This window comes from Altererythrobacter sp. B11 (assembly GCF_003569745.1).
GTDB lineage: Bacteria > Pseudomonadota > Alphaproteobacteria > Sphingomonadales > Sphingomonadaceae > Croceibacterium_C.
Window position 1 is genome coordinate 3,028,448 of the sequence record NZ_AP018498.1, and the last position, 24,989, is coordinate 3,053,436.

Annotated in this window: 27 protein-coding genes; 17 read left to right on the top strand and 10 right to left on the bottom strand. The window is 67.0% G+C overall.

Annotation, left to right across the window (positions count from 1 at the left end; all coding sequences use genetic code 11):
* Positions 1-118 precede the first annotated feature (118 nt).
* On the bottom strand, positions 119-754 hold the full coding sequence (locus AEB_RS14410; protein ID WP_119084658.1) for a ribonuclease HII: 636 nt from the start codon (positions 752-754) through the stop codon (positions 119-121).
* Here AEB_RS14410 and AEB_RS14415 point away from each other — a divergent pair.
* The 6 genes from AEB_RS14415 (at position 753) to AEB_RS14440 (ending at position 5,665) form a co-directional block, all read left to right on the top strand.
* Positions 753-1,934, top strand: coding sequence for a PQQ-dependent sugar dehydrogenase (locus tag AEB_RS14415; RefSeq protein ID WP_119083761.1), 1,182 nt, complete (start codon positions 753-755; stop codon positions 1,932-1,934). The two genes, AEB_RS14410 and AEB_RS14415, sit on opposite strands and share 2 nt — an antisense overlap.
* 64 nt (positions 1,935-1,998) lie before the next feature.
* Positions 1,999-2,514, top strand: a complete 516-nt coding sequence (locus AEB_RS14420) for a GNAT family N-acetyltransferase (RefSeq protein ID WP_172593113.1) — start codon at positions 1,999-2,001, stop codon at positions 2,512-2,514.
* Between the two features lie 25 nt (positions 2,515-2,539).
* Positions 2,540-3,088: a DUF1285 domain-containing protein gene (locus AEB_RS14425; RefSeq protein WP_119083762.1), complete on the top strand. Its 549-nt coding sequence runs from the start codon at positions 2,540-2,542 to the stop codon at positions 3,086-3,088.
* Positions 3,085-3,687, top strand: a complete 603-nt coding sequence (locus tag AEB_RS14430) for a CoA pyrophosphatase (protein WP_119083763.1) — start codon at positions 3,085-3,087, stop codon at positions 3,685-3,687. The genes AEB_RS14425 and AEB_RS14430 overlap by 4 nt, the downstream gene beginning before the upstream one ends.
* Positions 3,680-4,849 carry a CCA tRNA nucleotidyltransferase gene (locus tag AEB_RS14435; RefSeq protein WP_119083764.1) on the top strand — a complete coding sequence of 390 codons (1,170 nt, stop codon included), beginning with the start codon at positions 3,680-3,682 and terminating at the stop codon, positions 4,847-4,849. The genes AEB_RS14430 and AEB_RS14435 overlap by 8 nt, the downstream gene beginning before the upstream one ends.
* 270 nt (positions 4,850-5,119) lie before the next feature.
* The gene (locus AEB_RS14440; protein WP_119083765.1) at positions 5,120-5,665 is read left to right on the top strand and encodes a hypothetical protein; all 546 of its coding nucleotides are present in this window, start codon (positions 5,120-5,122) and stop codon (positions 5,663-5,665) included.
* Between the two features lie 54 nt (positions 5,666-5,719).
* On the opposite strand, the gene parC is transcribed toward AEB_RS14440, so the two are convergent.
* Positions 5,720-8,011 carry a DNA topoisomerase IV subunit A gene (gene parC / locus AEB_RS14445; RefSeq protein WP_119083766.1) on the bottom strand — a complete coding sequence of 764 codons (2,292 nt, stop codon included), beginning with the start codon at positions 8,009-8,011 and terminating at the stop codon, positions 5,720-5,722.
* Between the two features lie 101 nt (positions 8,012-8,112).
* On the opposite strand from parC, the gene AEB_RS14450 reads away from it, so the two are divergent.
* The gene (locus AEB_RS14450) at positions 8,113-8,658 is read left to right on the top strand and encodes a type 1 glutamine amidotransferase domain-containing protein (protein WP_119083767.1); all 546 of its coding nucleotides are present in this window, start codon (positions 8,113-8,115) and stop codon (positions 8,656-8,658) included.
* 40 nt (positions 8,659-8,698) lie between these two features.
* Here AEB_RS14450 and AEB_RS14455 read toward each other — a convergent pair whose 3' ends face one another.
* The 3 genes from AEB_RS14455 to AEB_RS14465 are packed head-to-tail and all read right to left on the bottom strand — an operon-like array spanning position 8,699 to position 11,156.
* The gene (locus AEB_RS14455) at positions 8,699-9,028 is read right to left on the bottom strand and encodes a 2Fe-2S iron-sulfur cluster-binding protein (protein WP_442858064.1); all 330 of its coding nucleotides are present in this window, start codon (positions 9,026-9,028) and stop codon (positions 8,699-8,701) included.
* A gap of 5 nt (positions 9,029-9,033) precedes the next feature.
* Complete coding sequence (locus AEB_RS14460; protein WP_119084660.1) at positions 9,034-10,119, bottom strand: cysteine desulfurase family protein; 1,086 nt, start codon at positions 10,117-10,119, stop codon at positions 9,034-9,036.
* A complete protein-coding gene (locus AEB_RS14465) occupies positions 10,116-11,156 on the bottom strand; it encodes a cysteine desulfurase family protein (protein ID WP_119083769.1) in 1,041 nt (346 codons plus the stop codon). The genes AEB_RS14460 and AEB_RS14465 overlap by 4 nt, the downstream gene beginning before the upstream one ends.
* A gap of 97 nt (positions 11,157-11,253) precedes the next feature.
* On the opposite strand from AEB_RS14465, the gene AEB_RS14470 reads away from it, so the two are divergent.
* Complete coding sequence (locus AEB_RS14470) at positions 11,254-11,910, top strand: alpha/beta hydrolase (RefSeq protein WP_119083770.1); 657 nt, start codon at positions 11,254-11,256, stop codon at positions 11,908-11,910.
* Positions 11,911-12,055: 145 nt separating this feature from the next.
* Positions 12,056-12,739: an energy transducer TonB gene (locus AEB_RS14475; protein WP_119083771.1), complete on the top strand. Its 684-nt coding sequence runs from the start codon at positions 12,056-12,058 to the stop codon at positions 12,737-12,739.
* A gap of 3 nt (positions 12,740-12,742) precedes the next feature.
* Here the strand turns inward: AEB_RS14475 and AEB_RS14480 are convergent, their stop codons facing one another.
* Complete coding sequence (locus AEB_RS14480) at positions 12,743-12,955, bottom strand: hypothetical protein (protein WP_119083772.1); 213 nt, start codon at positions 12,953-12,955, stop codon at positions 12,743-12,745.
* Positions 12,956-13,038: 83 nt separating this feature from the next.
* On the opposite strand from AEB_RS14480, the gene AEB_RS14485 reads away from it, so the two are divergent.
* Complete coding sequence (locus AEB_RS14485; protein ID WP_119083773.1) at positions 13,039-14,907, top strand: DUF885 domain-containing protein; 1,869 nt, start codon at positions 13,039-13,041, stop codon at positions 14,905-14,907.
* A gap of 99 nt (positions 14,908-15,006) precedes the next feature.
* Here the strand turns inward: AEB_RS14485 and AEB_RS14490 are convergent, their stop codons facing one another.
* Positions 15,007-15,270, bottom strand: a complete 264-nt coding sequence (locus AEB_RS14490; protein WP_119083774.1) for a hypothetical protein — start codon at positions 15,268-15,270, stop codon at positions 15,007-15,009.
* A gap of 190 nt (positions 15,271-15,460) precedes the next feature.
* Positions 15,461-17,056 carry a phosphoenolpyruvate carboxykinase gene (locus AEB_RS14495; protein WP_119084661.1) on the bottom strand — a complete coding sequence of 532 codons (1,596 nt, stop codon included), beginning with the start codon at positions 17,054-17,056 and terminating at the stop codon, positions 15,461-15,463.
* A gap of 260 nt (positions 17,057-17,316) precedes the next feature.
* Between AEB_RS14495 and AEB_RS14500 the strand changes: the two genes are divergently transcribed.
* The 7 genes from AEB_RS14500 (at position 17,317) to AEB_RS14530 (ending at position 22,613) form a co-directional block, all read left to right on the top strand.
* Positions 17,317-18,066: a response regulator transcription factor gene (locus AEB_RS14500; protein WP_119083775.1), complete on the top strand. Its 750-nt coding sequence runs from the start codon at positions 17,317-17,319 to the stop codon at positions 18,064-18,066.
* A complete protein-coding gene (locus tag AEB_RS14505) occupies positions 18,059-19,615 on the top strand; it encodes an ATP-binding protein (protein ID WP_119083776.1) in 1,557 nt (518 codons plus the stop codon). Before AEB_RS14500 ends, AEB_RS14505 begins: the two co-directional genes overlap by 8 nt.
* Entirely contained in the window at positions 19,612-20,031 is a 420-nt protein-coding gene (locus AEB_RS14510; protein ID WP_119083777.1) for an HPr kinase/phosphorylase, read from the top strand. The genes AEB_RS14505 and AEB_RS14510 overlap by 4 nt, the downstream gene beginning before the upstream one ends.
* A 43-nt stretch (positions 20,032-20,074) precedes the next feature.
* On the top strand, positions 20,075-20,983 hold the full coding sequence (gene rapZ, locus AEB_RS14515; protein ID WP_119083778.1) for an RNase adapter RapZ: 909 nt from the start codon (positions 20,075-20,077) through the stop codon (positions 20,981-20,983).
* 85 nt (positions 20,984-21,068) lie between these two features.
* Positions 21,069-21,473: a PTS sugar transporter subunit IIA gene (locus tag AEB_RS14520; protein WP_119083779.1), complete on the top strand. Its 405-nt coding sequence runs from the start codon at positions 21,069-21,071 to the stop codon at positions 21,471-21,473.
* Between the two features lie 17 nt (positions 21,474-21,490).
* On the top strand, positions 21,491-21,766 hold the full coding sequence (locus tag AEB_RS14525) for an HPr family phosphocarrier protein (RefSeq protein ID WP_119083780.1): 276 nt from the start codon (positions 21,491-21,493) through the stop codon (positions 21,764-21,766).
* Between the two features lie 31 nt (positions 21,767-21,797).
* Complete coding sequence (locus AEB_RS14530; protein ID WP_119083781.1) at positions 21,798-22,613, top strand: TrmH family RNA methyltransferase; 816 nt, start codon at positions 21,798-21,800, stop codon at positions 22,611-22,613.
* A 155-nt stretch (positions 22,614-22,768) separates the two neighbouring features.
* Here the strand turns inward: AEB_RS14530 and AEB_RS14535 are convergent, their stop codons facing one another.
* Complete coding sequence (locus AEB_RS14535; protein ID WP_119083782.1) at positions 22,769-23,476, bottom strand: hypothetical protein; 708 nt, start codon at positions 23,474-23,476, stop codon at positions 22,769-22,771.
* Positions 23,473-24,915: a DNA recombination protein RmuC gene (rmuC, locus tag AEB_RS14540; protein WP_119083783.1), complete on the bottom strand. Its 1,443-nt coding sequence runs from the start codon at positions 24,913-24,915 to the stop codon at positions 23,473-23,475. The genes AEB_RS14535 and rmuC overlap by 4 nt, the downstream gene beginning before the upstream one ends.
* Positions 24,916-24,989: the final 74 nt, after the last annotated feature.

Here is a 24,989-nt window from a genome sequence, read left to right on the forward strand (position 1 = left end):
CCGGCGCCAACTGGATTCCCGCCTACGCGGGAATGACGAGGTGTGTTTGCTATGCTGTCGCGCCCCCTCCCAACCCCGCTCAGCCTGAGCCTGTCGAAGGCCCCGCGCGACGGCAGGCCTAGATCAGCTGCATCTGCGCCACCGGCGCGAAGCTGCGGCGGTGGAGGGGCGTGGGGCCGTGGAGGCGCAGAGCCGTGACGTGGTCGGGCGTGCCGTAGCCCTTGTTGCGGTCCCACCCATAATGCGGGTGCTGCCGCGCGGCTTCCACCATCAGCCGGTCGCGATATTCCTTGGCGAGGATGGAGGCGGCGGAAATGCTCGGTTCCAGCGCATCGCCGCCCACGATGGCGCGGGCGGGCCACCGCCATTCGCTGCGGCGGCCGGCCGGGGTGAGATTGCCGTCCACCAGCACTTCACACGGCTCGGTGCCCAGCACCTCGCACAGCCGCGCCACCGCGTGGCTCATCGCCAGCATGGTGGCGTGGAAGATGTTGAGGCGGTCGATCTCCTCCACCTCCACCACGCCAATGCCGAAGGCACAGCGGCGGCGGATCGACTCTTCCAGCTGCGCGCGTCGCGAGGCCGAGAGTTTCTTGGAATCGTCCAGCCCCGCCGGGCGCGGCTTGCACAGCAGCACGGCGGCGGCCACAACGGGGCCAGCCAAGGGGCCGCGGCCCGCCTCGTCGACGCCCACGACCAGTCGCCCGCCGGCAAGCGAGGCACAGAATTCGCGCGAAGGAGTTCCGGATAGCATGCGACCGACCATCAAATCCGCCACCATCCTTTCCACGGCATTGATCGGCCTTGCAAGCTGCGGCGCCGCTCCATCGGGGGAAAAGACCGCCGAACCGTCCGAGAGCGCGAGCGAGGCAAGCCCGCAACCGACGGGCGAACCGTTCAGCGTGGCCGCGCATGGCAGCTTCAACGAGCCATGGGCGCTGGCGATCGAGCCCGGCACCAACCGCATCTTCATCACCGAACGGCCCGGGACGATGAAGTTCTACGATCCGGCCAGCGACACCACCGGCACAGTGACGGGCGATCTGCCCAAGGTCGCCTATGCGGGCCAGGGCGGCCTCGGCGACGTGGCCTTCGCCCCCGATTATGCCACCAGCAAGGCGATCTATCTCACCTGGGCGGAAGCCGGCGACGGCGACACGCGCGGTGCGGCGATGGGGCGCGGGACGCTGAATTGCAGCAGCGCCACCAGCTGCACGATCAGCGACCTCAAGGTGATCTGGCGGCAGGTGCCCAAGGTAACGGGTGCTGGCCATTATTCGCACAAGATCGCCTTCTCGCCCGACGGGCGATACCTGTTCCTCTCCTCGGGGGAGCGGCAGAAGGGCGATCCGGCGCAGGATCTGGGCACCAATCTGGGCAAGGTGCTGCGGCTGAACCTCGATGGCAGCCCGGCGGCGGGCAATCCCTTCACCGATCGCGGCGGGGTGAGCGCGGAAATCTGGAGCTATGGCCACCGCAATGTGCTGGGCCTGCAATTCGATGCGCAGGGGCAATTGTGGGATCTGGAACACGGACCCAAGGGCGGCGACGAGATCAATCTGGTGAAGGAAGGCCAGAATTACGGCTGGCCGATCGTGTCCAACGGCGTGAATTACGATGGCTCGCCGATCCCCGATCATTCCACGCGCCCGGAATTCGCCGCCCCGGCGATCAGCTGGACCCCGGTGATCGCGCCGGGCGATTTCATCTTCTACAGCGGCAAGCTGTGGCCGGAATGGCGCGGACAGGCGCTGATCCCCGGCCTCGCCACCATGGCGTTGGTGCGCGTGTCTTTCGACGGCGCCAAGGGCACCGAACAGGCGCGCTATCCCTTCGACCGGCGGCTGCGCGACATTGTCGAGGCGTCCGACGGCTCCGTGTGGATCGCGGAGGATGGCGAAGACGGGCGGCTGCTGCGGCTGACGCCGGGCTGAGGGGGGGCGTCCACCCTCGCTTTTCATTGCCAAGGCAGGGTGCGGGGCCTATCGGCGCGCGGCCATGACGGGTGCCATTTCCACGCTGATTCCCTATGCGGAGCTCGATCCGGCGCTGGCCGAGCAGCTGCTCGATCGCGCCTTCGGTCCCAATCGGCACGGCCGCACCGCCTATCTGATCCGCGGCGATGCCGAGTATCTGCCGGCGCTGAGCTTCGCCGTGCTGGATGCGGAGGACTATCTGGTCGGCACGATCCAGGCCTTTCCCGTGGCGCTGGCCGATCCGGAAGGGCGCGCCCATCCGATGATCATGGTCGGCCCCGTGGCCGTGCTGCCCGAACGGCAGGACCAGGGTTATGGCCGCGCACTGATGGCAGCGCAGGCGAGCGCCCTCGATCCGCAGGCGCCGCTGCCGCAGGTGCTGATCGGCGATGCGCCCTATTACGGCCGCTTCGGCTTCACCGAGGCGCCGCGCGGCTGGCACTGCCCCGGCCCGTGGGACCCCGCGCGCCTGCTGATCCGCGGCGCCAATCCCGCCGTGCTGCCGCGTGAAGGCATGCTGGGACCTTGGCGCGGGTGAACCGATCTGGCATCGCGGAGCCGCGATGCCCTATGCTCCCCTGCCCGACCTGTCTTCCCTCTCCCTGCTGGAGATCGCCGAGGCGGTGGACCAGCGCCGCCTGCCCCCGGTGGAGCAATGGCAGCCGGGCGAGAAGGCGGACAGCCACATGCGCATCGCCGCCGACGGCACCTGGTATCACGAAGACCGCCCGATCCGCCGCCCGGCGATGGTGCGCGCCTTTTCTTCCCTGCTGATGCGCGATGCGGAGGGGCAGCACTGGCTGATGACGCCGCAATGCCGCCAGTCGATCGCGGTGGAGGATGCCGCCTTCCGCGCGGTGCACATGCAGGTGAAGGAGGGCGCGCTGGCCTTCCGCCTCAACACCGAGGAGTTCGTGCTCGCCGGCCCCGACCACCCGCTGCGCGCGGAAGGCGATGCGGAGACGCCGGCGATCTATCTCGCCGTGCGCCACGGCTGCGAAGCGCGGCTGGACCGCGCGACCTGGCTGCAGCTCGCCGAACATGCGCTGGCCGCCGGAGACGATCTGGCCGTCGAAAGCCTGGGTGCCCGCTTCTCGCTGGTGCCGGCATGAGCGCGCTGTTCGATCGCCTCCGGCAGCTGTTCGACGAAGGCCACGGCGTGGAACTGCCTGACCTGCGCAGCGATGCGGGCTTCGCCCCGCCCGAGGTGCGCCCCGCCGCGGTGCTGATCGCGGTGACCGATCGCAGCGAGCCCGGCGTGCTCCTGACCCACCGGCCGGAGGGAATGCGCGCGCATCCGGGCCAGGTGGCCTTCCCCGGCGGCAAGCTCGACCCCGGGGAGGACGCGGTGGCCGCGGCGCTGCGCGAGGCGAAGGAGGAACTGGCCATCGCCCCCGCCGACGTGCGGATCATCGGCGCGAGCGACCGCTTCGTGACCGGCAGCGGCTATGACGTGACGCCGGTCCTCGGCCTCGTGCCGCCGGATCTACCGCTCGTGCCCAATCCGCTGGAAGTGGCGGCGTGGTTCGAAGCGCCGCTGCATTTCATCCTCGATCCCGGCAACCATGTGCAGCGAGTGGGTGAATGGCGCGGGCGGCGCCGGCCCTATCTGGAGATCGAGTGGGAGGGCCACCGCATCTGGGGTATCACCGCGGCGATCATCGCCAATCTGTCGCGCCGCATCGCCTGGCGGGATCTGGCGAATGGCTGAGCTGCCCCCCGCCCCCTGGACCGCGCGGGAGGATCTTGCGCAGCTCGTGTCCGCGCTCGGCGCGGGCAATGTCCGCTGGGTCGGCGGTGCAGTGCGCGACACGCTGCTGGGCGACGAAGTGGCTGATATCGACGCGGCAACCGTGCTGCCCCCCAAGGAGGTGATGGCGCGGCTGCGGGAGGCGGGCATTCGCGCCGTTCCCACCGGGATCGAGCACGGCACCGTCACCGCCGTGCTGGCCGGCGGGCCGGTGGAGGTCACCACCCTGCGCCGCGACGTCGCCACCGACGGGCGCCGCGCCACCATCGCCTTTTCCGACGACTGGCGCGAAGATGCCGCGCGGCGCGATTTTACCATCAATGCGCTTTATGCCGATCCGGCGACGCTCGAGATCGCCGACTATTTCGGCGGGCTGGACGATCTCGCCGCGCGGCAGGTGCGCTTCATCGGCGACGCCCGCCAGCGTATCCGCGAGGATCATCTGCGCATTCTGCGCTACTACCGTTTCCAGGCGCGTTTCGGCAGTCTGCTGGACGGCGAGGCGGAGGAAGCCTGCGCCGATCTCGCCGCGACGCTGAAGGGCCTCAGCCGGGAGCGGGTGGCGATGGAGCTGCTCAACCTCCTGGCCCTGCCCGATCCCGCCGAGACGGTAGAGCGGATGCTGCGGCGCGGCGTGCTTCCCGTGGTGCTGCCCGAAGTTGGCAGCGACGGGATCGCTGCTCTCATCGCGCTCATCGCGGCGGAGCGCAAAAGCGGCACGCCGCCGGCCGCACTGCGCCGCCTCGCCGCCCTGCTGCCCCCGGATCCGCGCGTGGCCGAACAGGTGGCATCGCGGCTGCGCTTCTCCGCCGCGCAGAAGAAGCGCCTCGCCACGGCCGCCGGCCGCACGGCCGCGCCAGACGATCCCCGCGCGCTCGCCTATCGCATCGGCAGGGAGGAAACGCTCGATCGCCTGCTACTGGCGGGGGCGGATATCGCGCCGCTCACCGGTTGGGAGATTCCCCGTTTCCCGTTGAAGGGCGGGGAGATCGTGGCCCGCGGTGTTTCCGCCGGCCCCGAAGTCGCGCGGCTGCTGCGGCGGCTGGAAGATCAATGGATCGCGGAAGGCTTCCCCGGCCGCGATCGGATCGAACAATTGCTGGACGCGGCATTGGCGGGCTGAGGCGCGGAATTACGCCAGATTTGGGTTAACGTGGGCCTTGCGCAGGCTTCATCCCCGCTTCATAACCATTTGGCTAAATTCTGCATGAACCTGCCGTCCCATCCCTGATGCATCGGCAGGCCGGGTTGAACCTGCGGGCCGCCATTTTTTCGTGGCACTTCAACCGGGCTCAGGCGTTAATGCCGGCCCCGCTCGCGTAATTAGCCCCGGTTAGTCTTTGCGCCATCTCCGGCGCGTGGTTGTATTTTGTTAGAACGGAGAAACGACATCATGAAGCTTTCGCATTTCGCAGCAGCGGCTGCACTGACCCTGGCCGGCGTTTCGGCCCCGGCCTTTGCGCAGGATGCCGGCGTTGCTGTTGGCGCCACCGTCTATGGGCCGCAGGGTGGCCAGGTGGGCACCGTCGAGAAGGTCGAGGGCGGCAATGTCGTAGTGAACACCGGCAGCATGACTGCCACCCTGCCCGCCAATGTGTTCGGCAAGGGCGAAAACGGCCCGACCATCGGCTGGAACAAGGCCGACCTCGAAGCGGCGATCACCGCGGAAGAACAGAAGAAGGATGCGGCCTTCGCGGCTGCGCTCATCCCCGGCGCACAGCTTTATAGCGTGGACAGCGTGCTGCTCGGCTCCGTGGAAAGCATCGGCGCCGATGGTCTTGTGGTCGTCAACCTCGTCGATGCCGATGCGGTCCAGCTCCCCAAGGAGCAGATGACCATGCAGGCGGGCAAGCTGACCTTCCTTGCGACCGCGGCCGATCTGAAGGCAGCGGTTTCGGCCCAGGCTGCCCCGGCCGCTGACGAACAGTCCGGCGGCTAAGCCCCCGGGATACGGAAAGAGGAGGCCGGGCGTGCACTGCGCGCCCGGCCTTTTTCATGACTGGAACTTGTTGTCCTTGGGAAAGCCGGTGGGCGGCATCCGCCCCGCGGCCCCGCGGGCCACCTTCCACATGTGAATTTCGCCTTCGGTGCGGGTGCGGCCGCTGTCACCGCCCATTCGCCAGGAAAGGCCGTCCGCCAGCGTCAGCGTGGTCGCATCGGACAGCCCGCCGTCGCGATAGCGTTGCAGGGTCACGCCCTGCCCGCGCGCCATCACCGGCAGCTCCTCAAGGCTGAAGATCACCAGCTTGCGATTATCCCCCACCACGGCCACGTGGTCATGCTCCGGCGCGATCGGATGGACCACCGCCAGCCGCGCATCGCCGCGCAGGTTCACGACCTGGCGCCCCTTGCGCGTTTCGGCCAGCAACTCGTCGGTGATGGCGGCAAAGCCCTTGCCCGGCGTGGAAGCGAGCAGCAGCTGTAGCTGCGGCTTGTGGACGATCAGCGCCACGATCTGCGCCGCCGCATCGATATCCAGCGTGTTGCGGATCGGCTCGCCAAAACCGCGCGCGCCGGGCAGCTTGTCCGCCCCCAGCGTGTAGAACCGGCCGTCGTCCGCCGCGATAAGCAGCTTGTCCGTGGTCTGCGCATGCAGGGCGAAGGCGGGGCCATCGCCTTCCTTGTATTTGAAATCGGAATCCAGCGGCACATGCCCCTTGGCAGCGCGGATCCACCCCTTCTGCGAGAGGATCACCGTGACCGGCTCCTTCTCGATCATCGCATCCATGGTGAATTCCACCGCCGGCTTCGCTTCGGCGATGGTGGTCCGGCGCCGGCCGAGCGCGGTATCTTCCCCATATTCCTTGCGCAGGGCATTGAGATCGCGCTTCAACCGGGTGCGCTGGCGCGCCGGGCTGGCGAGCAGCTTGTCCAGCTCCTCCCGCTCCGCCAGCAGATCCTCCCGCTCCTTGCGCAGTTCCATCTCTTCCAGCTTGCGCAGGCTGCGCAGCCGCATGTTGAGGATGGCTTCGGCCTGGCGGTCGGTCAGTTCGAACTCGGCCATCATGATGGGCTTCGGCTCGTCCTCCGTGCGGATGATCTCGATCACCCGGTCGAGGTTGAGGTAGGCCGCGATATAGCCTTCGACCAGTTCCAGCCGCGCCGCGATCCGGTCCAGCCGGTGCTGGGTGCGGCGCTGCAGGATGTCGATCTGCGCTGCCACCCAATGGCCCAGCAGTTCCTTCAATCCCATCACCATCGGGGTGCGCGTGCTGTCCAGCACGTTGAGATTGAGCCCGAAACGCGATTCCAGATCGGTCAGCTTGTAGAGCGATTCCTTGAGCAGTTCGGGATCGACATTGCGGCTGCGCGGCACCAGCACGATGCGCACCTGCTCGTCGCTTTCATCGCGAACGTCTTCCAGGATCGGCAGCTTCTTGTCCGCGATCGCCTGGGCGATCTGCTCGATCAGCTTGCCCTTGGGCACCTGATACGGAATTTCAGACACCACGAGCTGATACTGGCCGCCGCCCAGCCGCTCGATCCCCGCATCGCGATCGGCGGGATCCTTGGCCTCGGCGGCGTAGAAGCGCCCGCGCACGCGAAACGATCCGCGCCCCGTGACATAGGCGTGGGAAATCGCCTCTGGGCTGTCCACGATCAGCCCGCCGGTGGCGAAGTCGGGCCCGTGGAACAGCTCCATCAGCCGGGCATGTTCGACATGGGGATTGTCGATCAGTTCCAGCGTCGCATCGATGATTTCCGCAACATTGTGGCTGGGGATGCTGGTGGCCATGCCCACGGCGATGCCGCTGGCGCCATTGGCCAGCAGATTGGGGAACAGGCCGGGGAACAGCTCCGGCTCTTCCTCCTCATTGTTGTAGGTGGGAATGAAGGTAACGGTGCCTTCGTCCAGCCCATCCATCAGATGCAGGGCGGTGCGCGTCAGGCGGCATTCGGTGTAGCGATAGGCGGCGGCGTTATCGCCATCGATATTGCCGAAATTGCCCTGCCCCTCCACCAGCGGATAGCGCAGGGTGAAATCCTGCGCGAGGCGGACCATCGCATCATAGACCGCCACGTCGCCATGCGGATGATACTTGCCGATCACATCGCCCACCACGCGGGCCGATTTCTTCGGCGAATTGTCCGGGGTGAGGCGCAATTGCCGCATCGTCCACAGCAGGCGGCGATGCACCGGCTTCAAGCCGTCGCGAAGATCGGGCAGCGAACGGGCAGTGATCGTGGACAGCGCATAGACGAGATACCGCTCGCTCAGCGCGCTGTCGAAGGGGGCGTCGACTATGGCGTCGAACGGATCCTTTTCGTCATCGATGGTGGCCATGCGGCTCGCCTTATCACCGGCACAGCTGGCGGGACAGCACGGAACGTGCGCCTTTCCCCACTCATTGCAGGGGCAAACCCCCAAGCAAAGGAGTTCACACCATGACGCAACGCGTGATGATCCTCGCCACCGACGGTTTCGAACAGGTCGAGCTGACCGGTCCCAAGAAACGCCTCGAAGATGCCGGCTTCGAAACTGTCGTCGTCAGCCCCAAGGAAGGCGAGATCAAGGGCTGGGACCAGACCGACTGGGGCGACAGCGTGAAGGTTGACCGTAAGCTGAGCGACGTTTCGGCTGGCGAGTTCGACGCGCTGGTGCTTCCCGGCGGCCAGATCAACCCGGACAAGCTGCGGCTGGAGGACAAGGCCGTGACGATCGTCCGCGAATTCTGCAGCTCAGGAAAACCGGTGGCCGCAATCTGCCACGGCCCGTGGCTGCTGGTGGAAGCCGATGCCGTGCGCGGCAAGACGGTGACCAGCTGGCCATCCATCCGCACCGATCTGCGCAATGCGGGCGGCAATGTGGTGGATCAGGAGGTCGCGACCGACGGCAATCTCATCACCAGCCGCAAGCCCGATGACGTGCCGGCCTTCAGCGATGCGCTGATCGCCGCGCTGAAGCAGGCCAAGGTGGGCGAGCCCGCCTGAACGGCTAACTGTGCGGAACGGGCGCTCCCCCCGGGGCGTCCTACCCGCGCTGCATGTCGTGGCTAGTGGGCGGGATGCGCACCGTCAGCCCGTCCAGCTCGTCCACGAGATCGATCTGACAGGACAGCCGGCTGGTGGCACAGACGCCGGGCGCTAGGTCAAGCATGTCTTCCTCATCTTCGCTGGCGGGTGGAAGCTGGGCGAACCATTCCTGCGCCACGATCACGTGGCAGGTGGAACAGGCCATCTGCCCTTCGCAGGTCCCCTCCAGCGGCATGCCGGCCGCCTGCCCCAATTCGAGCAAGCTCGTGCCGGCGGAGCCTTCCGCCTCCACTGTTTCCCCATTGCGTGTAATAAACCTGACGTGGATGTCGCTTACCCCTGTTGCGTCGCAGCATTATCGATGAGAACGGCGGCTTCTTCAAGCTCTGCCATCGTCGTGTAACGGCCGAAGCCCAGACGGATCGAACTGCGCGCCTCTGCAGGGGTGAGGCCAAGAGCGGACAGGACATGGCTCGGGCGCCCCGATCCGCTGGCACAGGCCGACCCGGCGGAGAAGCACAGCTGGCGTAGGTCCGACATCAACCGGGCCACATCCAGCCCTTCCCGCCGTAAATTGAGATTGCCGAGATAGCGTTGCTGCGCGCTGCCGTTGAGTTCCCACTCCGCGAGCAAACCCCTCGCCCGATCCCATAGCGCGGCGACATGCGCGGCATCCGCCTCCATCCGCGCCAGCGCCAGTTCCGCCGCAGCGCCGAAGCCGGCACACAGCGCGGGGCTGAGGGTGCCCGAACGCAGCCCGTTCTCCTGCCCGCCGCCGGTGATGAGCGGGCGCAGCGGCACTCCGTCCCGAACCCATAGCGCGCCAATACCCTTCGGCCCGTGGAGCTTATGTGCGCTGATGACGATGAAATCCGCCTCCGCCACCAGCATCTTCCCCGCTGCCTGCACCGCGTCGCACAGGAACAGCGCGCCGTTGGCCCTGGCGCGGGCATAGAGCTCGGCGACCGGCTGCACCGTGCCGATCTCGTTGTTCACCTGCATCACCGCCAGCAGCCCAAGCCCCTCGGGCAGCGGCACCTGCGGGTCGACAACCCCCTCGGCACCCACCGGCAGCAGGTGGCACGGCCCTGCAAGGTCGCGCGCCGTGTCCAGCACCGCCGCATGCTCGATCGCACTGACCGCCATTGGCATGCCCGCCAGAGCCGGCTCGCAGCCGCGCAGGGCGATGTTGATCGCTTCGGTGGCGCCGCTGGTGAAGGTCACCGTGCCACCGGGCGGCAGCAGCGCCGCGACCTGCTCCCGCGCCAGCTCCACCCCCGCCGCGGCCTGTCGTCCCATGCGGTGGGGACTGTGCGGATTGCCGAAGCCGGTGCCGCCCGGCCCGTCGAGCCAGCGCAGCATCGCCTCACGCGCTTCGGGCGCCAGCGGCGTCGTCGCCTGATAGTCGAGATAGATCACGCCGCCGCCCTGCCCCCGGCGATCGCCTGCCATTGGCGTAGGAACGCGGCGATCTCGTCCTCCGTCGTCTCGCGCCCGACACTGACGCGGATCACCTCGCCCGGATGGGGGTAGCCCATGGCTTCGAGCACATGGCTGGGCTTGAGACTGCCGGAGGAGCAGGCGCTACCAGCCGAAACGGCAAAACCCGCCCCGTCCAGCCGGATCAACTGCGCCGCGGCGGAAACGCCCGGCATGCGATAGGCACCGATGGTGGCGATGCGCGGGGCCTCGCCTGCAACCACCTCGCCCCCCGCATCGCAAATGCCGCGCTCCAGCACGGTGCGGAGCCGGGCCGCTTCCTCCATCCACCCGTTCCCCGCCTCCAGCGCCGCCGCCATGGCCATGGCGCCGGGCAGGTTCTCGGTGCCGCCGCGATAGCCGCGTTCTTGCCCCCCGCCGGCATGGAGCAGCGCAAAGTCGCGCAGCAGCAGCGCACCCACGCCTATGGGTCCGCCGAACTTATGCGCGGAGATCGTGATCATAGCCGCGGGCGGCAGGGCGATCTTGCCGGCAGACTGCGCGCAATCGCACAGCAGCGCACCGCCCGCCGCACGAAGCTCCGCCGCGATCTCGGCCACCGGCTGGATCACGCCGGTTTCGTTGTTCACATGCTGCAGCGCGAACAGCGCATCCGGCGCTTCAGGCGCAGGAGTGATGCGCCCGCTGCCCGGCTCAACGCCCCAGCGCTGCGCCTGCCCCGCGTGGCGCAGCACCGCCTCGTGCTCCACCACGGAGACATGAGCGAGCGGCCGGCGTGAATGGCGCAGCGCCAGCGCCAGCGCCTCGCTCGCGCCGCTGGTGAAGATCACCTCCCCCTCCCAGTCGAGCGCCGCCTTCACGCGCGCCCGAGCCTGTTCCAGCGCGGCGCGGGCACGCCGCCCTTCGGCATGGGGGCTCGACGGGTTGGCCCACAGCGCCCAGCCTTCTTCCAGCGCCGCATGCGCGGCCGGCAGCAGCGGCGTGGTGGCCGCGTAATCGAGATAGATGCGCGTCATGCGTCAGGAATTGCGAAAATGAGCATTCGCACTATATAGCCCCGCACTTCGGCCGCGCCACCTGCGCGGCCTTTCCACTGATACGAGCAACGCACGAATGCCCTCAGTTATCTTTCCCGGCCCGGAAGGGCGCCTCGAAGGTCGTTACTCCCCCGCTCCGCGCCCGCGCGCACCGGTGGCGATGATCCTGCACCCGCATTCGCAGGGTGGCGGGACGATGAACGATCGCATCGTGCAGCACCTCTACAAGACTTTCGTCGATCGCGGATTCGCCACACTGCGCTTCAACTTCCGCGGCGTCGGCCGCAGCCAGGGCAGCTTCGACAACGGCATCGGCGAATTGTCCGATGCCGCTTCGGCGCTGGACTGGGTGCAGACGATCCACCCCGAAGCGCAGACGACCTGGGTCGCGGGCGTCAGCTTCGGCGCGCTGATCGGCATGCAGCTGCTGATGCGTCGGCCGGAGATTCGCGGCTTCATCTCGATCGCGCCGCCGGCCAACATGTATGACTTCTCCTTCCTCGCGCCCTGCCCGGCTTCGGGCATCTTCATCCAGGGCACGGCGGACACGGTGGTGCAGCCCAATTCCGTGCAGAAGCTGGTCGACAAGCTGCGCACGCAGAAGCACATCACGATCCATCACGAGGAAATCCCGCGGGCGAACCATTTCTTCGAGAACGAGATGGAACCGCTGATGGGCGCGGTGAACAATTACCTCGATTTCCGGCTGGATCCGAGCTGCCCGATCAAGTGATTTCGCGCATCTGACAGGGCAAGCCCCGGCGCAGTGCAGCCGGGGCTTGCCGAGTACGGCTCCTTCGGTGTAATGTTACATCATAATAAGGACCGCCCCGACTCCTTCTGCCCATGGGGCGGCCAGAAAAGGAGAGGATGCGACCATGACCTACCTCAGCCGTAACTCTGATCCGCGCGGCCGTGCCGCCGCACTTGCCGCAACCGTGGCGATCCATGCCGTGATGGGCGTGGTCGTGGTGGCCGGGCTCGCCGTCAGCGGCGTGATCCCGCTGGAAAAGGGCAAGCTCATCGGCGTCAACATTCCGCTGACGCCTCCCCCGCCCCCGCCGCTCGACGTGGTGGAGATGCCGAAGTCCAAGGTGCAGCCGCCGGTAGCGCCCAATCGCGAGATCGTACTCAACACCGACAGCACCCAGACCGTCGATGTGTTCGATCCGGCGAAACCCGAGGCGGAGGTGTGGTCGGATTATCCGGACGTCAGGCCGACGGTCACCCCACCGCCGCTGCCGCCCCGGCCGACGCCGTCCTTCACGCCCACCGGCGCAGCGCCGCTCAGCAGCCCGGCAAGCTGGATCACCGCAGATGATTATCCAGCTAGCCCGCTCCGCCAGGGGATCGAAGGCACAGCAACCTATCGCCTGGTGATCGCCACCAGCGGCAAGGTGAGCGCTTGCGAGATCACCGCCTCCACCGGCAACCGCCAGCTGGACGCGGCAACCTGCCGCGCGCTGACCCGGCGGGCGCGCTTCGAAGCGGCAACCGACGGCAGCGGAGCGCGGGTCGTCGGCACCTACACGGGCCGCGTCACCTGGCAGATTCCGGACTGAGGCCTACTGCGGCGCCGCGATGTCGCCGGCGCGGTCCAGCGGGGCCGTGCCGTCGGCATCGGGCACCGTCCAGATCAGCACATTGACGACCATGACCATGGCGAGGATCAGCATCAGCCACACCTGCCGCCGGGGGCCACCCTTGCGCCACAGATAGATCGCGCCGATCACCAGCGCACCGGCCACCAGCATCAGCACCGAAAGGATCGCGTTCATGACGACCCGATAGGGCCTCGCTGCGCGAAGGGGAAGCATCGGGTGCGATTGACAGGCTCCGGCGCCGGTTGCACTGATTGCCTATGCCGATTTCACAAGAAACCTTCACCCGCCGCGGCGCCCTTGCGTCGCTTGGCGCCGGGGTCTCGCTGATCGTCCTCTCCGGTTGCGCACGCGGCGCGCTGGTGGCGGCCGGCGACACACCCGCTGCCGCCGGTTCGGAAGCCGTGCTGGACGATATTGCCTTCGACCTGCTGCGGCACGAGCCGGAGCGGGCCACCTCGCTGGGCGTGGACACGGGAGAGCATGCCGCGTTGCGCGCGCAATTGCGCGATACCACACCCGCGGGCATCTCTGCCTATGCCGAAAGCCTGCGGGAAAGGCTGCGGCAGGCTCGCGCCTTCCCGCGCGAAGGCCTGGATCCGGCACGGCGGACCAGCTTCGAAGTGGTGGAAAGCGCCTATGCCAATGCGCTGGAAGGCTTTGCCCTGCCCTATGGCGATGTGGCCGTGGGCGGCTGGCGCAACGCACCCTACGCGGTGATCCAGAATGTCGGCGGCTATCTCGACCTGCCGCGCTTTCTCGATTCCGATCATCCCATCCGCGATGCGCAGGACGCGGAGGCCTATGTTTCGCGGCTGGAACAGATCCCGGCCTATCTCAATGGCGAGCTGGAGCGGATCCGGGCCGCGCGGGAGATGGGGCTGGTGCCGCCCGACTTCCTGCTCGACAAGGCAATCCCGCAGATGGAAGCCTCGCTGGCAGACGCCCGCGCGGGCGGAGCGCTGGTGGACTCGCTGGTGCGGCGCACGGCGGAACAGAACATCGCCGGAGACTGGGCGCGCCGCGCCACGCCGCTGGTGACGGGCCCGATTGCCGATGCGCTGGCGGCCCAGCTGGCCGAGCTGAAGGCAGAGCGCGCCATCGCCACCGGGGAGCCCGGCATGGGGGCCCGGCCGCAGGGCGCGGAATGGTATGACTGGGCGCTACGCGCCAGCACGACCACACGGATGACACCGGACGAGATTCACCAGATGGGGCTGGAACAGCTGGAGGAAATCCACGGCCGGATGGACCCGATCCTGCGTGATCTTGGCTATACGAAGGGCAGCGTGGGCGATCGCATGAATGCGCTCGCCACGGACCCGCGGTTCAAATTTGCCGAAGGCGATCCGGGACGTGCCGAGATCATGGCCTTCATCCACGAACGGATCGACTGGATCACGGCGCAGATGCCGCGTGCCTTCAACACGCTGGTGGATGCGAAGCTGGAAGTGCGCCGCCTGCCGCTGGCGGAGGAGCCGGGCGCCCCCACCGCCTATGGCGGCGCGGGATCGAAGGACGGCACGATTCCCGGCAAGATGTGGATCAACCTGCGCACCACCGATCTGCACCGCAAATACACGGTGCCCACGCTGGTGCATCACGAGACGATCCCAGGCCATGTGTGGCAGGGCGAATATGCCAACCAGCTGCCGCTGATTCGCTCCATCTTGGCCTTCAACGCCTATTCGGAAGGCTGGGCGCTCTATGCCGAGCAGCTTGCGGACGAGCTGGGCGCCTATGCCGAGCATCCCGCCTGGCGGCTGGGCTATCTGCAGGATCAGGCCTTCCGCGCCTGCCGGCTGATCGCCGACACCGGGCTGCACCACAAGCGCTGGAGCCGCGAGCAGGCCGTGCGGCTGTTCACCGAACGCAATGGCGACGATCCGACCGAGATCGCCAGCGAGGTGGATCGTTATTGCTCATGGCCGGGGCAGGCTTGCGGCTACAAGGTCGGGCACAGCGAAATCCTGCGCCAGCGCAGCCGCGCAATGGCCACGCTGGGCGGACGCTACGACCTGCGCGCCTTTGACGATGCGGTGGTGCTGGGCGGCAACGTGCCGCTGGACGTGCTGGCGAAGAACGTGGACCGCTACATCGCGGCCCCCGCTCCGGCGCAGGGCGCCTGAGGCGGAACGGGCGGCGCGGCGCCGCCCGTTCGCTCAGAAATCAACCCTTGCGGAAGAACTCGCTCGCCTTGTTGGCGAGACCGTGAGCGGATTGCCGTCTCAGTCGCGGTCCAGCATGTTGGCGAATTCCATCAGCGAGCCTTCGCCGCCGATCTGCTCCACGATCTGGCTGAGCGTGCCGGTGGGCAGCCCCGTCTTCGCCGCGGCGGCTTCCACCGTATCGCCTTCCATCTGATGCGCATGGGCGAGTGCGGCGATCGCCTTCTCTGCCGTCGCCGGCTCGATCCCGACCTTGTTGGCAAGATTGACGACATCGTCCGGGGTGCCGGAAAGGCTTCTCAGAATATCATCGAATATGCTCATTTCATTTCTCCTGACTGGCCCACCCGCTCGTGGATATGATGCGCGGCCCTGCCATTGTTACAAGTCAAATCTGCGCAGGATGTTTCGATGATTGCGCCGCGCAGGGCGAAAACAGAAACGGCGCCCGCATCGCGGACGCCGCTTCTCATGTTCGCACGGGCCGGGGCGCGGTCAGCACCCCCCACCCGGTTCAGGCCGACTGCGGCGCCGCGCGGCGCACGCCTTCATCCACATGCGCCTCGAACTCAGCGAAATTGTCGATGAACAGCTGCATCAGCTTCTGCGCCGTGCGGTCGTAATCTTCCTTGTCCGCCCAGGTCGAACGCGGATCGAGGATCGCGTCGTCCACGCCCGGCACCGAAACCGGCACTTCGAAGCCGAAGTTCGGATCGACGCGGAATTCGGCATTGTTCAGCGAGCCGTCCAGCGCCGCATTCAGCAGCGCGCGGGTGGCCTTGATCGGCATGCGGCTGCCCGTGCCGTACTTGCCGCCCGTCCAGCCGGTGTTGACCAGCCAGCAGGACACGCCGCCCTTGGCGATCCGCTCCTTCAGCAGATTGCCATAGACGCTGGGGTGGCGCGGCATGAAGGGCGCACCGAAGCAGGTGGAGAAGGTCGCTTCCGGCTCCGTCACGCCGATTTCCGTGCCCGCCACCTTCGCGGTATAGCCGGACAGGAAATGGTACATCGCCTGATCGGGCGTCAGCCGCGCGATCGGCGGCAGCACGGCAAAGGCATCCGCCGTCAGCATGATGACATTGGACGGCACCGGACCGAGGTTCTCTTCCGAAGCGTTCGGAATGAAGTCGATCGGATAGGCACCACGGCTGTTTTCGGCGAGCGAGTTGTCGTCGAAATCCAGCTCCCGCGTATCCTCGTCCATCACCACGTTTTCCAGCACCGTGCCGAACATGCGGCTGGTGGCGTAGATCTCCGGCTCCGCTTCCGCGGAAAGACGGATCATCTTGGCGTAGCAGCCGCCTTCGAAGTTGAAGACCGCCGTGTCGGACCAGCCATGCTCGTCATCGCCGATCAGCGTGCGGCTGGCATCGGCGGACAGCGTGGTCTTGCCGGTGCCGGACAGGCCGAAGAACACCGCCGTCTTGCCGTCCGCGCCGATGTTGGCGGAACAATGCATCGGCATCACGCCCTGCGTGGGCAGCAGGTAGTTGAGGATGCCGAAGACGCTCTTCTTCATCTCCCCGGCATATTTCGTGCCGCCGATCAGGATCAGCTTTTCGGAGAAATTGACGGCGATCACCGTCTCCGTGCGGCTGCCGTGCCGCGCAGGATCGGCGCGGAAGCTGGGCAGGTCGATGATGGTGTATTCGGGATCGAAGCCCTGCAGCTCGTCCGCCGTGGGGCGCACCAGCAGCGTGCGGATGAACAGGTTATGCCAGGCGAGTTCGTTGATCACCCGCACCTTCACCCGATGTTCCGGCTGCGAGCCGCCAAAGAGATCGGCGACATAGAGCTGGTCCTTCTTCGCCAGCTCGGCGAGGAAATCCTGCTTCAGCGTGGCGAAATGCTCCGGCGTCATCGGCACGTTGACCTTGCCCCACCACACGGTGCTCTCGGTCTCGGCATCGCGGACGATGAACTTGTCCTTCGCGCTGCGGCCCGTGTGCTTGCCGGTTTCAACCACCAGCGGCCCGTGCGCGGCGAGCTTGCCCTCCCCGTTGGTCACGGCGTGTTCCACGAGCGCGGCCGTTCCCAGATTGGCGAAGATGGTGGCACCGGTTTCGATGCCTTTGGCGGACAGGGGAACGGAAAGCGGGGCTGTCACGAGCAAAACTCCCTATAGACGTGCGAAAATGCCGCAAACCCCGCGGCATGGGTTCTGTTATGTAATCCGCATAATCGCCGGGGCCAGCCGCGTCAATTTACCATCCGGAATGTGCCGGAATTGACCATGTCGGAAAAAAGCCCTTTCCCGCCAGACCTTTCTCACGGAGTCTACGCGCCAGCCGGTGCGGCATGATTGTTCTTTTCGGGCGTTCGCGTTAGGGCGCAAGCCATGTTCGACGACCCGTGCCGATCAGCAGGATGAGCGAGGACCAGCCCCCGCCCGCGCCGGAGCTTCCGCGCAGCATCGCGCTGGTCGATGACGATCGCAACATCCTCACCACGCTGTCGATCGCGCTGCAGGCGGAAGGTTATGCCGTGCGGGTCTATTCCGACGGCGAGGCGGCGCTGAAGGCGCTGCGCGAGAACCCGCCGGACCTCGCGGTGTTCGACATCAAGATGCCGCGGATGGACGGGATGGAACTGCTCGCCCGGCTGCGCGAATACTCCCAGCTCCCCGTCATCTTCCTCACCAGCAAGGATCAGGAACAGGACGAGGAAGCCGGCCTCGCCCTGGGGGCCGACGACTATATCGCCAAGCCGTTCAGCCAGCGGCTGTTGCTGGCGCGGATCCGCGCGATTTTGCGCCGCGCCGGGCCGGTGCGCGAGGCGGAGCCGGGTTCCCCATCGCCCGCTATCCCGGAAGGTGCGGTGATTGCGCGCGGCCGGCTGGTAATGGATCCGGCCCGCCATCAGGTGACCTGGGACGGGCGCCCGGTCTCCCTCACCGTCACGGAGTTCCTGATCCTCGAGGCACTGGCTCAGCGCCCCGGCGTCATCAAGAGCCGCAACCAATTGATGGACGCGGCCTATCCCGATGACGTGTTCGTGGACGATCGCACGGTGGACAGCCATATCAAGCGGCTGCGGCGCAAATTCCGCGCCGCCGATCCCGAATTCGGCGCGATCTCCACCCTCTATGGTGCGGGCTACAGCTTCTCCGATGTCTGAGGCCCCGGCGGGCGGCGGGCGGCTGGAGCGGCTGGCCTTTCCGCTCAACACCTCGCTCACCGCGCGCATCCTGGCGGTCAATCTGATCCCGCTGATGCTGCTGGCGGGCAGCCTGTTCTTCCTCGATTCCTATCGCCGGCAATTGCTCGACGAGCGGTTCAAGCTCGCACGGATCGAAGCGCAGATCACGGCCGAGGCGCTGGCCGGCGCCAGTCGGGAGCGGCAGGAAGCGCTGCTGATCCAGATCGGCAAGGAACAGCACATGCGGCTGCGCATGTATGACGCCGAAGGCCATCTGTGGGCGGACAGCTTCGCTCTCGACAAGCCGTCTTTCACTCTAGGCGATCCGGTGGCGGCGCCCTGGCCGCAGGATCTGGCCCGGCTGGTCGATCTGGCCGTCGACTTTGCGGTGGGCGCCCCCTCTCCGCCCCCGTTTGTCGATCCGGAGAGCGACCGCGCGGCCGATTGGCCCGAACTGGTCCGCGCGCGTGAGCAGGGCCTCACCCAGATCGAGCTGCGCCGGGCATCCGATCTCACCCCGGTCATCACCGCCGCTGCGCCGGTCGGGCTCAAGGGTTCCACCCTGCTGACCACCCGCAATGCGGCGGACATCACCCAGGCCGTGCGGGATGCGCGCACCTCTTTGCTCGCACTGATGACGGCCGCGCTGGGGCTTTCCATCGTCCTGTCGCTCTATCTCGCGCGCACGATCATCGAACCGCTGCGGCGGCTCGTTCGCGCGGCGGTGCGGGTGCGGCTGGGGCGGGAGCGCGAGGTGGAGGTACCGCGCATGCAATCTCGCGGAGATGAGATCGGCGTGCTCGCCCGCGCGGTGTCCGATATGACAAGCGCCCTGCGCCACCGGATCGACGCAGTGGAGATGTTTGCCGCCGATGTGGCGCATGAAATCAAGAACCCGCTCGCTAGCCTGCGCAGCGCGCTCGAATCGCTGCCCCGCGTGGCCGACCCGGATCTGCGCGAACAGCTGACCGAGGTCGCGGCGCATGACGTGCGACGGATCGACCGGCTGGTGACCGAAATCGCGGAGGCAAGCCGGATCGATGCGGAGCTGAGCCGCGCCACCTTCGAACCGATCGACCTGGCCGAACTCGTCGCCAATGTCGTCGCCGCGCGCGAGGATCGCGGGCTCAACGAAGGCCGCCAGGTCGCCATCGCACTTGGGGATGAGGCCGCGCTGGTGATGGGCGTGCCGATCCGCATCGAGCGGGTGATCGACAATCTGCTGGACAACGCCGTCTCTTTCTCCCCGCCCGGCGGCACCATCTCCGTCGGCATCGAGCGCGATGGAGAGACAGTGCGGGCCAGCGTGTGCGACGAAGGACCGGGAATCCCCGAGGACGCGCGAGAGAAGGTGTTCACCCGCTTCCATTCGGACCGGCCGGCGGCGGAGAGCTTCGGCGACCACAGCGGCCTCGGCCTCGCCATCGCGCGCACCATTGCCGAGGCGCATGACGGCAAGCTGCGCGTGTCCGACCGGCCGGACGGGCATGCCGGCGCCTGCCTGCTGCTGGAACTGCCCGCAGCATGAGCGAGACACTGCACCAGGCGAGTTGCGTGGCCATCGGCGGCCGCGCGCTGCTGATCGAAGGGCCGCCCGGCAGCGGCAAGTCCAGCCTTGCCCTCGCGCTCATCGACCGGGGCGCGCAGCTGGTGGGCGATGACGGCGTGCGGCTGGAGCAGCGTGAGGGGCGGCTGTGGGCCCTGCCCCCGCCGAACATCGCCGGGCTGATCGAAATCCGCAACGTGGGCCTTGCGCAGATGGAGCCGGTGGAAGCACCCGTCGCCTTGGCGCTGGCGCTGGATCCTGCGGCGCCGCGCTTCGTCGAACAGGCCGAACAGGCGACCCGCGGCGGCCTTGCCGTGCCGCTGGTGCGGCTGTGGCCGGAGAGCCCGGTGCTGGGCCTGCGCGCCGAATATGCGCTGGAAATCCACGGCCTGCGCTGAGCCCCTCTTTCCTTTTCGGCGCAGCGCAGGCACAGGCTGGCGCATGGCCGACGCTTCTGCCGAGAACCGCCAGCGCATCCTCCTCGTCACCGGCATGCTGGGGGCGGGCAAGACCACCGCGCTGCGCGAGCTGGAGGACCTGGGCTGGGAAGCGATCGACAATTTCCCGATTCGCCTGCTGCAGCGCCTGCTGGGCGGGGAGCCGGGCGGCCATTCGCTGGCCATCGGCTTCGATTGCCGCACGCGCGGCTTCCTGCCCGAAGAGATCATCGAGCGGGTGAAGAAGCTGGCCGCGCGCGACGATCTGACGGTGACGACGCTGTTCCTCGACTGTGCCGGCACCGAGCTGGAGCGGCGCTTCAACGAAACGCGGCGGCGCCATTTCCTGGCGCAGGATCTGCCCGTCGCCACGGGGATCGCGGCCGAGCGCGAGCTGCTGTCCCCCCTGCGCCGCTGGGCTGACGTGCTGATCGACACCACCCATTTTTCCAGCAACGATCTTAAGCTGCGGATCCGCGAATTGTTCGCCCCCACCGCCCCGCAGGAAATGACCGTGACCGTGTCCAGCTTCGGCTTCTCGCGCGGGATGCCGCCGGTGGCCGATCTGGTGTTCGACATGCGCTTTCTGGACAATCCCCATTGGGATCCGGAGCTGCGCCCGCTAACCGGCCGCGACCCCAGCGTGGGCGAACACATCCGCCGCGACCCCAGCTTCGCGTCGGCCTTCGCGCGGATTCGCGACCTGTTGCTGGAGCTGCTGCCGCGCTATGCCGCGCAGGGCAAAAGCTATGTGAACATCGCTTTCGGCTGTACCGGGGGGAGACACCGTTCGGTATTCATGGCGGAACAGATTGCCGGGGCCTTGCGCGAAGGGGGCTTTTCGCCCACTGTGCTGCATCGCAACCTGGGGTCGCGAGCTGCCGAAATGATCGAAGGGCCGCATCAGCCGTGACCTGTTCCAACCTCCAGCGGGGGCGCCCGGCCACCATGCCATGCGCGACGAATGCGGGCCTTCTGTCGATGAGACGCCACCTTTCATGATCGGACTGATCCTGGTGACCCATGGCCGGTTGGCCGAGGAATTCGTGCACGCGATGGAGCATGTCGTCGGCGGCCAGACCGACGTCGCGACCGTGTGCATCGGGCCGCACGACGATATGGAGGCGCGCCGCAAGGAAATCGCCGATGCCATCAAGACGGTGGATTCGGGCGGCGGGGTCATCATCCTGACCGACCTGTTCGGCGGCACGCCATCCAACCTCGCCATTTCGCTGCTGCAAACAGGCAAGACGGAGGTGATCGCCGGGATCAACCTGCCGATGCTGATCCGCCTTGCCGGCGCGCGCAAGGATATGGAGCTGCGGGCTGCCGCCAATGCCGCGCGCGACGCGGGGCGCAATTACATTACCATCGCCTCCGAGTTCCTCGGCCAGGAGGCGTAAAGTCTGGGAGAGGCGGCATGTCAGAACAACGCCGCGAAGTGATGATCGTCAACAAGCGCGGGCTGCATGCGCGGGCCAGCGCCAAATTCGTCGCCTGCGTCGCTGCCATGAATGATTGCCAGGTGACGGTGAGCAAGGACGGCAACAGCGCCGCGGGCGGTTCCATCCTCGGCCTGATGATGCTGGGCGCCGCCAAGGGCGACCGGATCGAGCTGACGGTGTCCGGTGAGGCGGCGGAACAGCGGCTGGCGGAACTGGTCGCGATGATCGAGGACGGCTTCGGCGAGGATTGAAACTGGCCGCCGGCTGGCGCAGGGGCGACGGATGCGCCGCACCATCTCCGGATTCTCCAACCCCACGGTCAAATATCTGCGCAGTCTGCGCGACAAGAAGCATCGCCGGCGCGAAGGCAAGTTCCTGGCCGAAGGGCTGCGGCTGCTGACCGACGCGCGCGAGAGCGGCATCCTGCCCGACATGCTCGTGATGGCCGAAGGGCGCGATCCCCACCCGCTGGTGGATGCGCTGGAAGGCGCCGTCATCGCCGCTGGCGGCGAAGTGATCGAGACCACGCCCGATATTCTCGCCAAGATCACCGGCAAGGACAATCCGCAGGCGGTGGCGGGCGTGTTCGGGGAATTCGACACCAGCCTTGCCGCGCTGGACCGCGCCGCGGCGCCGATCTGGCTGGTGGCGCAGGCGCTGCGCGATCCCGGCAATCTCGGCACAATGCTGCGCACCGGGGACGCGGTGGGGGCCGGCGGGCTGATCCTGATCGACGATTGCGCCGATCCCTTCTCGGTCGAGGCAGTGCGGGCGAGCATGGGGGCGATCTTCACCCAGCGGGTGGCGCAGGCATCCTGGCAGGAGTTCCTGCCCTGGCTTCGCGGCGGCCCCGGGCAGCTGGTGGCGGCCAGCCTGCGCGATGCCCAGCCCTATCGCGGGGCACCCTATGCCGCGCCATGCTTCATCCTGGTGGGCAATGAATCGCGCGGCCTGCCGGAAGAGTATGAAATGGCCTGCGACCTGCGCGTGACCATGCCCATGCGCGGCCGGGCCGACAGCCTCAATGCCGCGGTCGCCGGGGCCGTTCTGGCCTATCAGGTAGTGGACAGTCTGGAACACGCTGGAACAGGGTTCTAAGCAGGAAAATCCCCTGCCCCGTAACGGACAAAAAATCTCCTTATTCCAGCCCTGTAAAAGCGGAACCTGACAGCAAGCACACGATGGCAAAGAGCAGGAAAGCCCCTGCCCCCGCGCCCTGTCTGTAGGACAGCCGAAAGCCCCCGGCGGGGCCCTCAGTCGCCCGCGATGAAGCTGGTGATGCTCCACTTGCCGTTGCGGCTGGACGCGATCAGGCGATAGTCGATCACGCTGCGCAGCATGGGCGTGGCAACATAGCCGGTGTTCTCGCCGATCTTCACCTGCTGGAACGCGGCATCGGGGTGGAGCCCGTCCACCAGTGCCACGACATCCCAGGAAAGCTGGCGCAGCGCCTTGCCGGTCTGCGGGGAAAGCAGCGGAACATCCTCCCCGGTCACGACCATGTTGGAGAAGGCATCGCCGGGAATATCCTGCGCGAAATACCACGGCATGGTGATGCCGCCCTGCGCATTGCGCGCGCAGCCCAGCTTGATCAGCTTGTCCAGCTGGCTCCACAGGTCGGAATCGGGTGCGCTCAGCCGGGCACGCAGTTCCTGCGTGCCGCCGCCGCCGCCGAAATCGAGCTTGATGTCGCTGGCGGCGAGCGCGGCGAAGCCGTCCACATCGCGCGCCTTCACCACTTCGGCCAGTTTCTGGCGGAAGGCATCGGCGCCTTCCAGCCCCACGCACTCGTCACGCGGGGCGTAAGGCCCTTCGGCCACATGGGGCGTCTCGGTGGGATCGCCCTGCGCCACATCCACGATGTTCTCGGCGGCTTCCTCTACCGTGTCCGACGGCGCGCTTTCCTGGCTGCAGGCACCAAGCACCAGCGCCGCCGCGGCAATCCCAATTCCGAACCTCATCCCGATCCTTCCACTCCCTCCATCGGGCCGTTCTCCACGAGACGCGGACCATCCGTTTCCTCTATATCCGCAGCCGTATAACGCGGCGCGCTTTCGACCAGCTGAACCTCTTCGGCATCGCGTTTGCCGGTTTCGATTCCCTTGTCGCGCAATTTGCGAGCGGAGGACAGGACGTTCCGCTCATAGCTGCCGACAAATTTGTTGTAATTGGTCACGGCAGTTTCAAGGCCCGAACCGACACGTTTGAGATGATCGCCGGCAATGGCGATGCGGTCATAGAGTTCCGTGGCCAGCTGGCCGATTGCCCGCGCCTCCTGCGCCAGCGCATCCTGCCGCCACACCTGCGCCACGGTGCGGGCGATGGCGACGAGATTGGTAGGCGTGGCCAGCAGGACGTTGTTCCTGAAAGCGAAGTCCCACAAATCCGGATCGCTTTCCAAGGCGGCGGCGACGAAATGCTCGCCCGGCACGAACATCACGACATAGTCCGGCGCCTCTTCGAACTGGCTCTGATAGCTCTTCGCGCCGAGCTGCTGCACATGGGTCTTCATGGAGCGCGCATGGGCCAGCAGAGCAAGGCGGCGCACCTCGCCCTCGTCCGTCTCGAAGGCTTCCTGATAGGCCTTGAGCGACACTTTGGCGTCGATCACCAGCATCTTCTTCCCGGGAATTCGCACGATCGCGTCGGGGCGCAGCCGGCCGTCCTCCGTGTCGATCGACTGTTCCAGGAAGAAATCGGTGTGCTGGGTGAGACCGCATTGTTCCAGCACATTCTGCAACGCACGCTCGCCCCACCGCCCGCGCGCCTTGGGCGCATTGGTGAGCGCGCTGGACAGCTTCATCGCTTCCGCCTGCACCGCCTGCTGCCCTTCGCGCATCGACTGGATCAGTCCCGTGAGCTGGCCGAAGGCATCCACCCGCTTCGCTTCCAGCTCGCTCACCTGGCGCTCATAGCTCTTCAGCCGTTCGTCCACCGGGCGCAGCAGCGCCGCCATGGCTTCCTTGCTCGCCTTCTCCGAATTGCCGAAGCGTTCGGTGGCATTCTTCAGGAATTCTTCCTGTGCGCGGCCCAGCACCTTCGTCCCGGTGAGCTGGAACTCCTTCAGCAGTTCCGCCCGCGCGTCCATCAGCAGGCGCTTCTGCTCCTCGAAATTGGCGGCATTAGCCTTCAGCGTGGCGAGTTCGGCGCCGAGCCGTTCGCGTTCCCCCCGCACAGCCTCCAGCTGCTCGGCCAGAGCCTCCGCCCGCTGGGCGCGCACGCTGGCATTTTCCAGATCGACGATCGCCTGGCGGAAGCGGCCGTCCAGCTCCTCTGCCCGCGAATGACTTTCGCCGTGGCGCTGCTTCCACTCCGCCACGGGCCGCGAGCCCATGAACCAGCCGAGCCCCGCGCCCGCCAGAAGGGCGACGATAAGAAGTATGGCGAAGAGGGGATCCATGACACCTGCCGCAAAGGGAACGAAAATGGAACGTAACGGCGACGCATGGTGCCCGCAACCCCGCTGCGGCAACA

What these genes read in the sequence shown, in the direction of transcription:
- AEB_RS14425 (WP_119083762.1), top strand. Translation starts at nt 2,540, where the DNA reads ATGCCCTATGCTCCCCTGCCCGACCTGTCTTCCCTCTCCCTGCTGGAG.
- AEB_RS14410 (WP_119084658.1), bottom strand. Translation starts at nt 754, where the DNA reads ATGCTATCCGGAACTCCTTCGCGCGAATTCTGTGCCTCGCTTGCCGGC.
- AEB_RS14510 (WP_119083777.1), top strand. Translation starts at nt 19,612, where the DNA reads ATGAGCGAGACACTGCACCAGGCGAGTTGCGTGGCCATCGGCGGCCGC.
- AEB_RS14470 (WP_119083770.1), top strand. Translation starts at nt 11,254, where the DNA reads ATGCCCTCAGTTATCTTTCCCGGCCCGGAAGGGCGCCTCGAAGGTCGT.
- AEB_RS14450 (WP_119083767.1), top strand. Translation starts at nt 8,113, where the DNA reads ATGACGCAACGCGTGATGATCCTCGCCACCGACGGTTTCGAACAGGTC.
- AEB_RS14440 (WP_119083765.1), top strand. Translation starts at nt 5,120, where the DNA reads ATGAAGCTTTCGCATTTCGCAGCAGCGGCTGCACTGACCCTGGCCGGC.
- AEB_RS14435 (WP_119083764.1), top strand. Translation starts at nt 3,680, where the DNA reads ATGGCTGAGCTGCCCCCCGCCCCCTGGACCGCGCGGGAGGATCTTGCG.
- AEB_RS14535 (WP_119083782.1), bottom strand. Translation starts at nt 23,476, where the DNA reads ATGAGGTTCGGAATTGGGATTGCCGCGGCGGCGCTGGTGCTTGGTGCC.
- AEB_RS14415 (WP_119083761.1), top strand. Translation starts at nt 753, where the DNA reads ATGCGACCGACCATCAAATCCGCCACCATCCTTTCCACGGCATTGATC.
- AEB_RS14525 (WP_119083780.1), top strand. Translation starts at nt 21,491, where the DNA reads ATGTCAGAACAACGCCGCGAAGTGATGATCGTCAACAAGCGCGGGCTG.
- AEB_RS14420 (WP_172593113.1), top strand. Translation starts at nt 1,999, where the DNA reads ATGACGGGTGCCATTTCCACGCTGATTCCCTATGCGGAGCTCGATCCG.
- AEB_RS14505 (WP_119083776.1), top strand. Translation starts at nt 18,059, where the DNA reads ATGTCTGAGGCCCCGGCGGGCGGCGGGCGGCTGGAGCGGCTGGCCTTT.
- AEB_RS14430 (WP_119083763.1), top strand. Translation starts at nt 3,085, where the DNA reads ATGAGCGCGCTGTTCGATCGCCTCCGGCAGCTGTTCGACGAAGGCCAC.
- rmuC (WP_119083783.1), bottom strand. Translation starts at nt 24,915, where the DNA reads ATGGATCCCCTCTTCGCCATACTTCTTATCGTCGCCCTTCTGGCGGGC.
- AEB_RS14475 (WP_119083771.1), top strand. Translation starts at nt 12,056, where the DNA reads ATGACCTACCTCAGCCGTAACTCTGATCCGCGCGGCCGTGCCGCCGCA.
- AEB_RS14490 (WP_119083774.1), bottom strand. Translation starts at nt 15,270, where the DNA reads ATGAGCATATTCGATGATATTCTGAGAAGCCTTTCCGGCACCCCGGAC.
- AEB_RS14520 (WP_119083779.1), top strand. Translation starts at nt 21,069, where the DNA reads ATGATCGGACTGATCCTGGTGACCCATGGCCGGTTGGCCGAGGAATTC.
- rapZ (WP_119083778.1), top strand. Translation starts at nt 20,075, where the DNA reads ATGGCCGACGCTTCTGCCGAGAACCGCCAGCGCATCCTCCTCGTCACC.
- AEB_RS14500 (WP_119083775.1), top strand. Translation starts at nt 17,317, where the DNA reads ATGAGCGAGGACCAGCCCCCGCCCGCGCCGGAGCTTCCGCGCAGCATC.
- parC (WP_119083766.1), bottom strand. Translation starts at nt 8,011, where the DNA reads ATGGCCACCATCGATGACGAAAAGGATCCGTTCGACGCCATAGTCGAC.
- AEB_RS14485 (WP_119083773.1), top strand. Translation starts at nt 13,039, where the DNA reads ATGCCGATTTCACAAGAAACCTTCACCCGCCGCGGCGCCCTTGCGTCG.
- AEB_RS14480 (WP_119083772.1), bottom strand. Translation starts at nt 12,955, where the DNA reads ATGAACGCGATCCTTTCGGTGCTGATGCTGGTGGCCGGTGCGCTGGTG.
- AEB_RS14465 (WP_119083769.1), bottom strand. Translation starts at nt 11,156, where the DNA reads ATGACGCGCATCTATCTCGATTACGCGGCCACCACGCCGCTGCTGCCG.
- AEB_RS14530 (WP_119083781.1), top strand. Translation starts at nt 21,798, where the DNA reads ATGCGCCGCACCATCTCCGGATTCTCCAACCCCACGGTCAAATATCTG.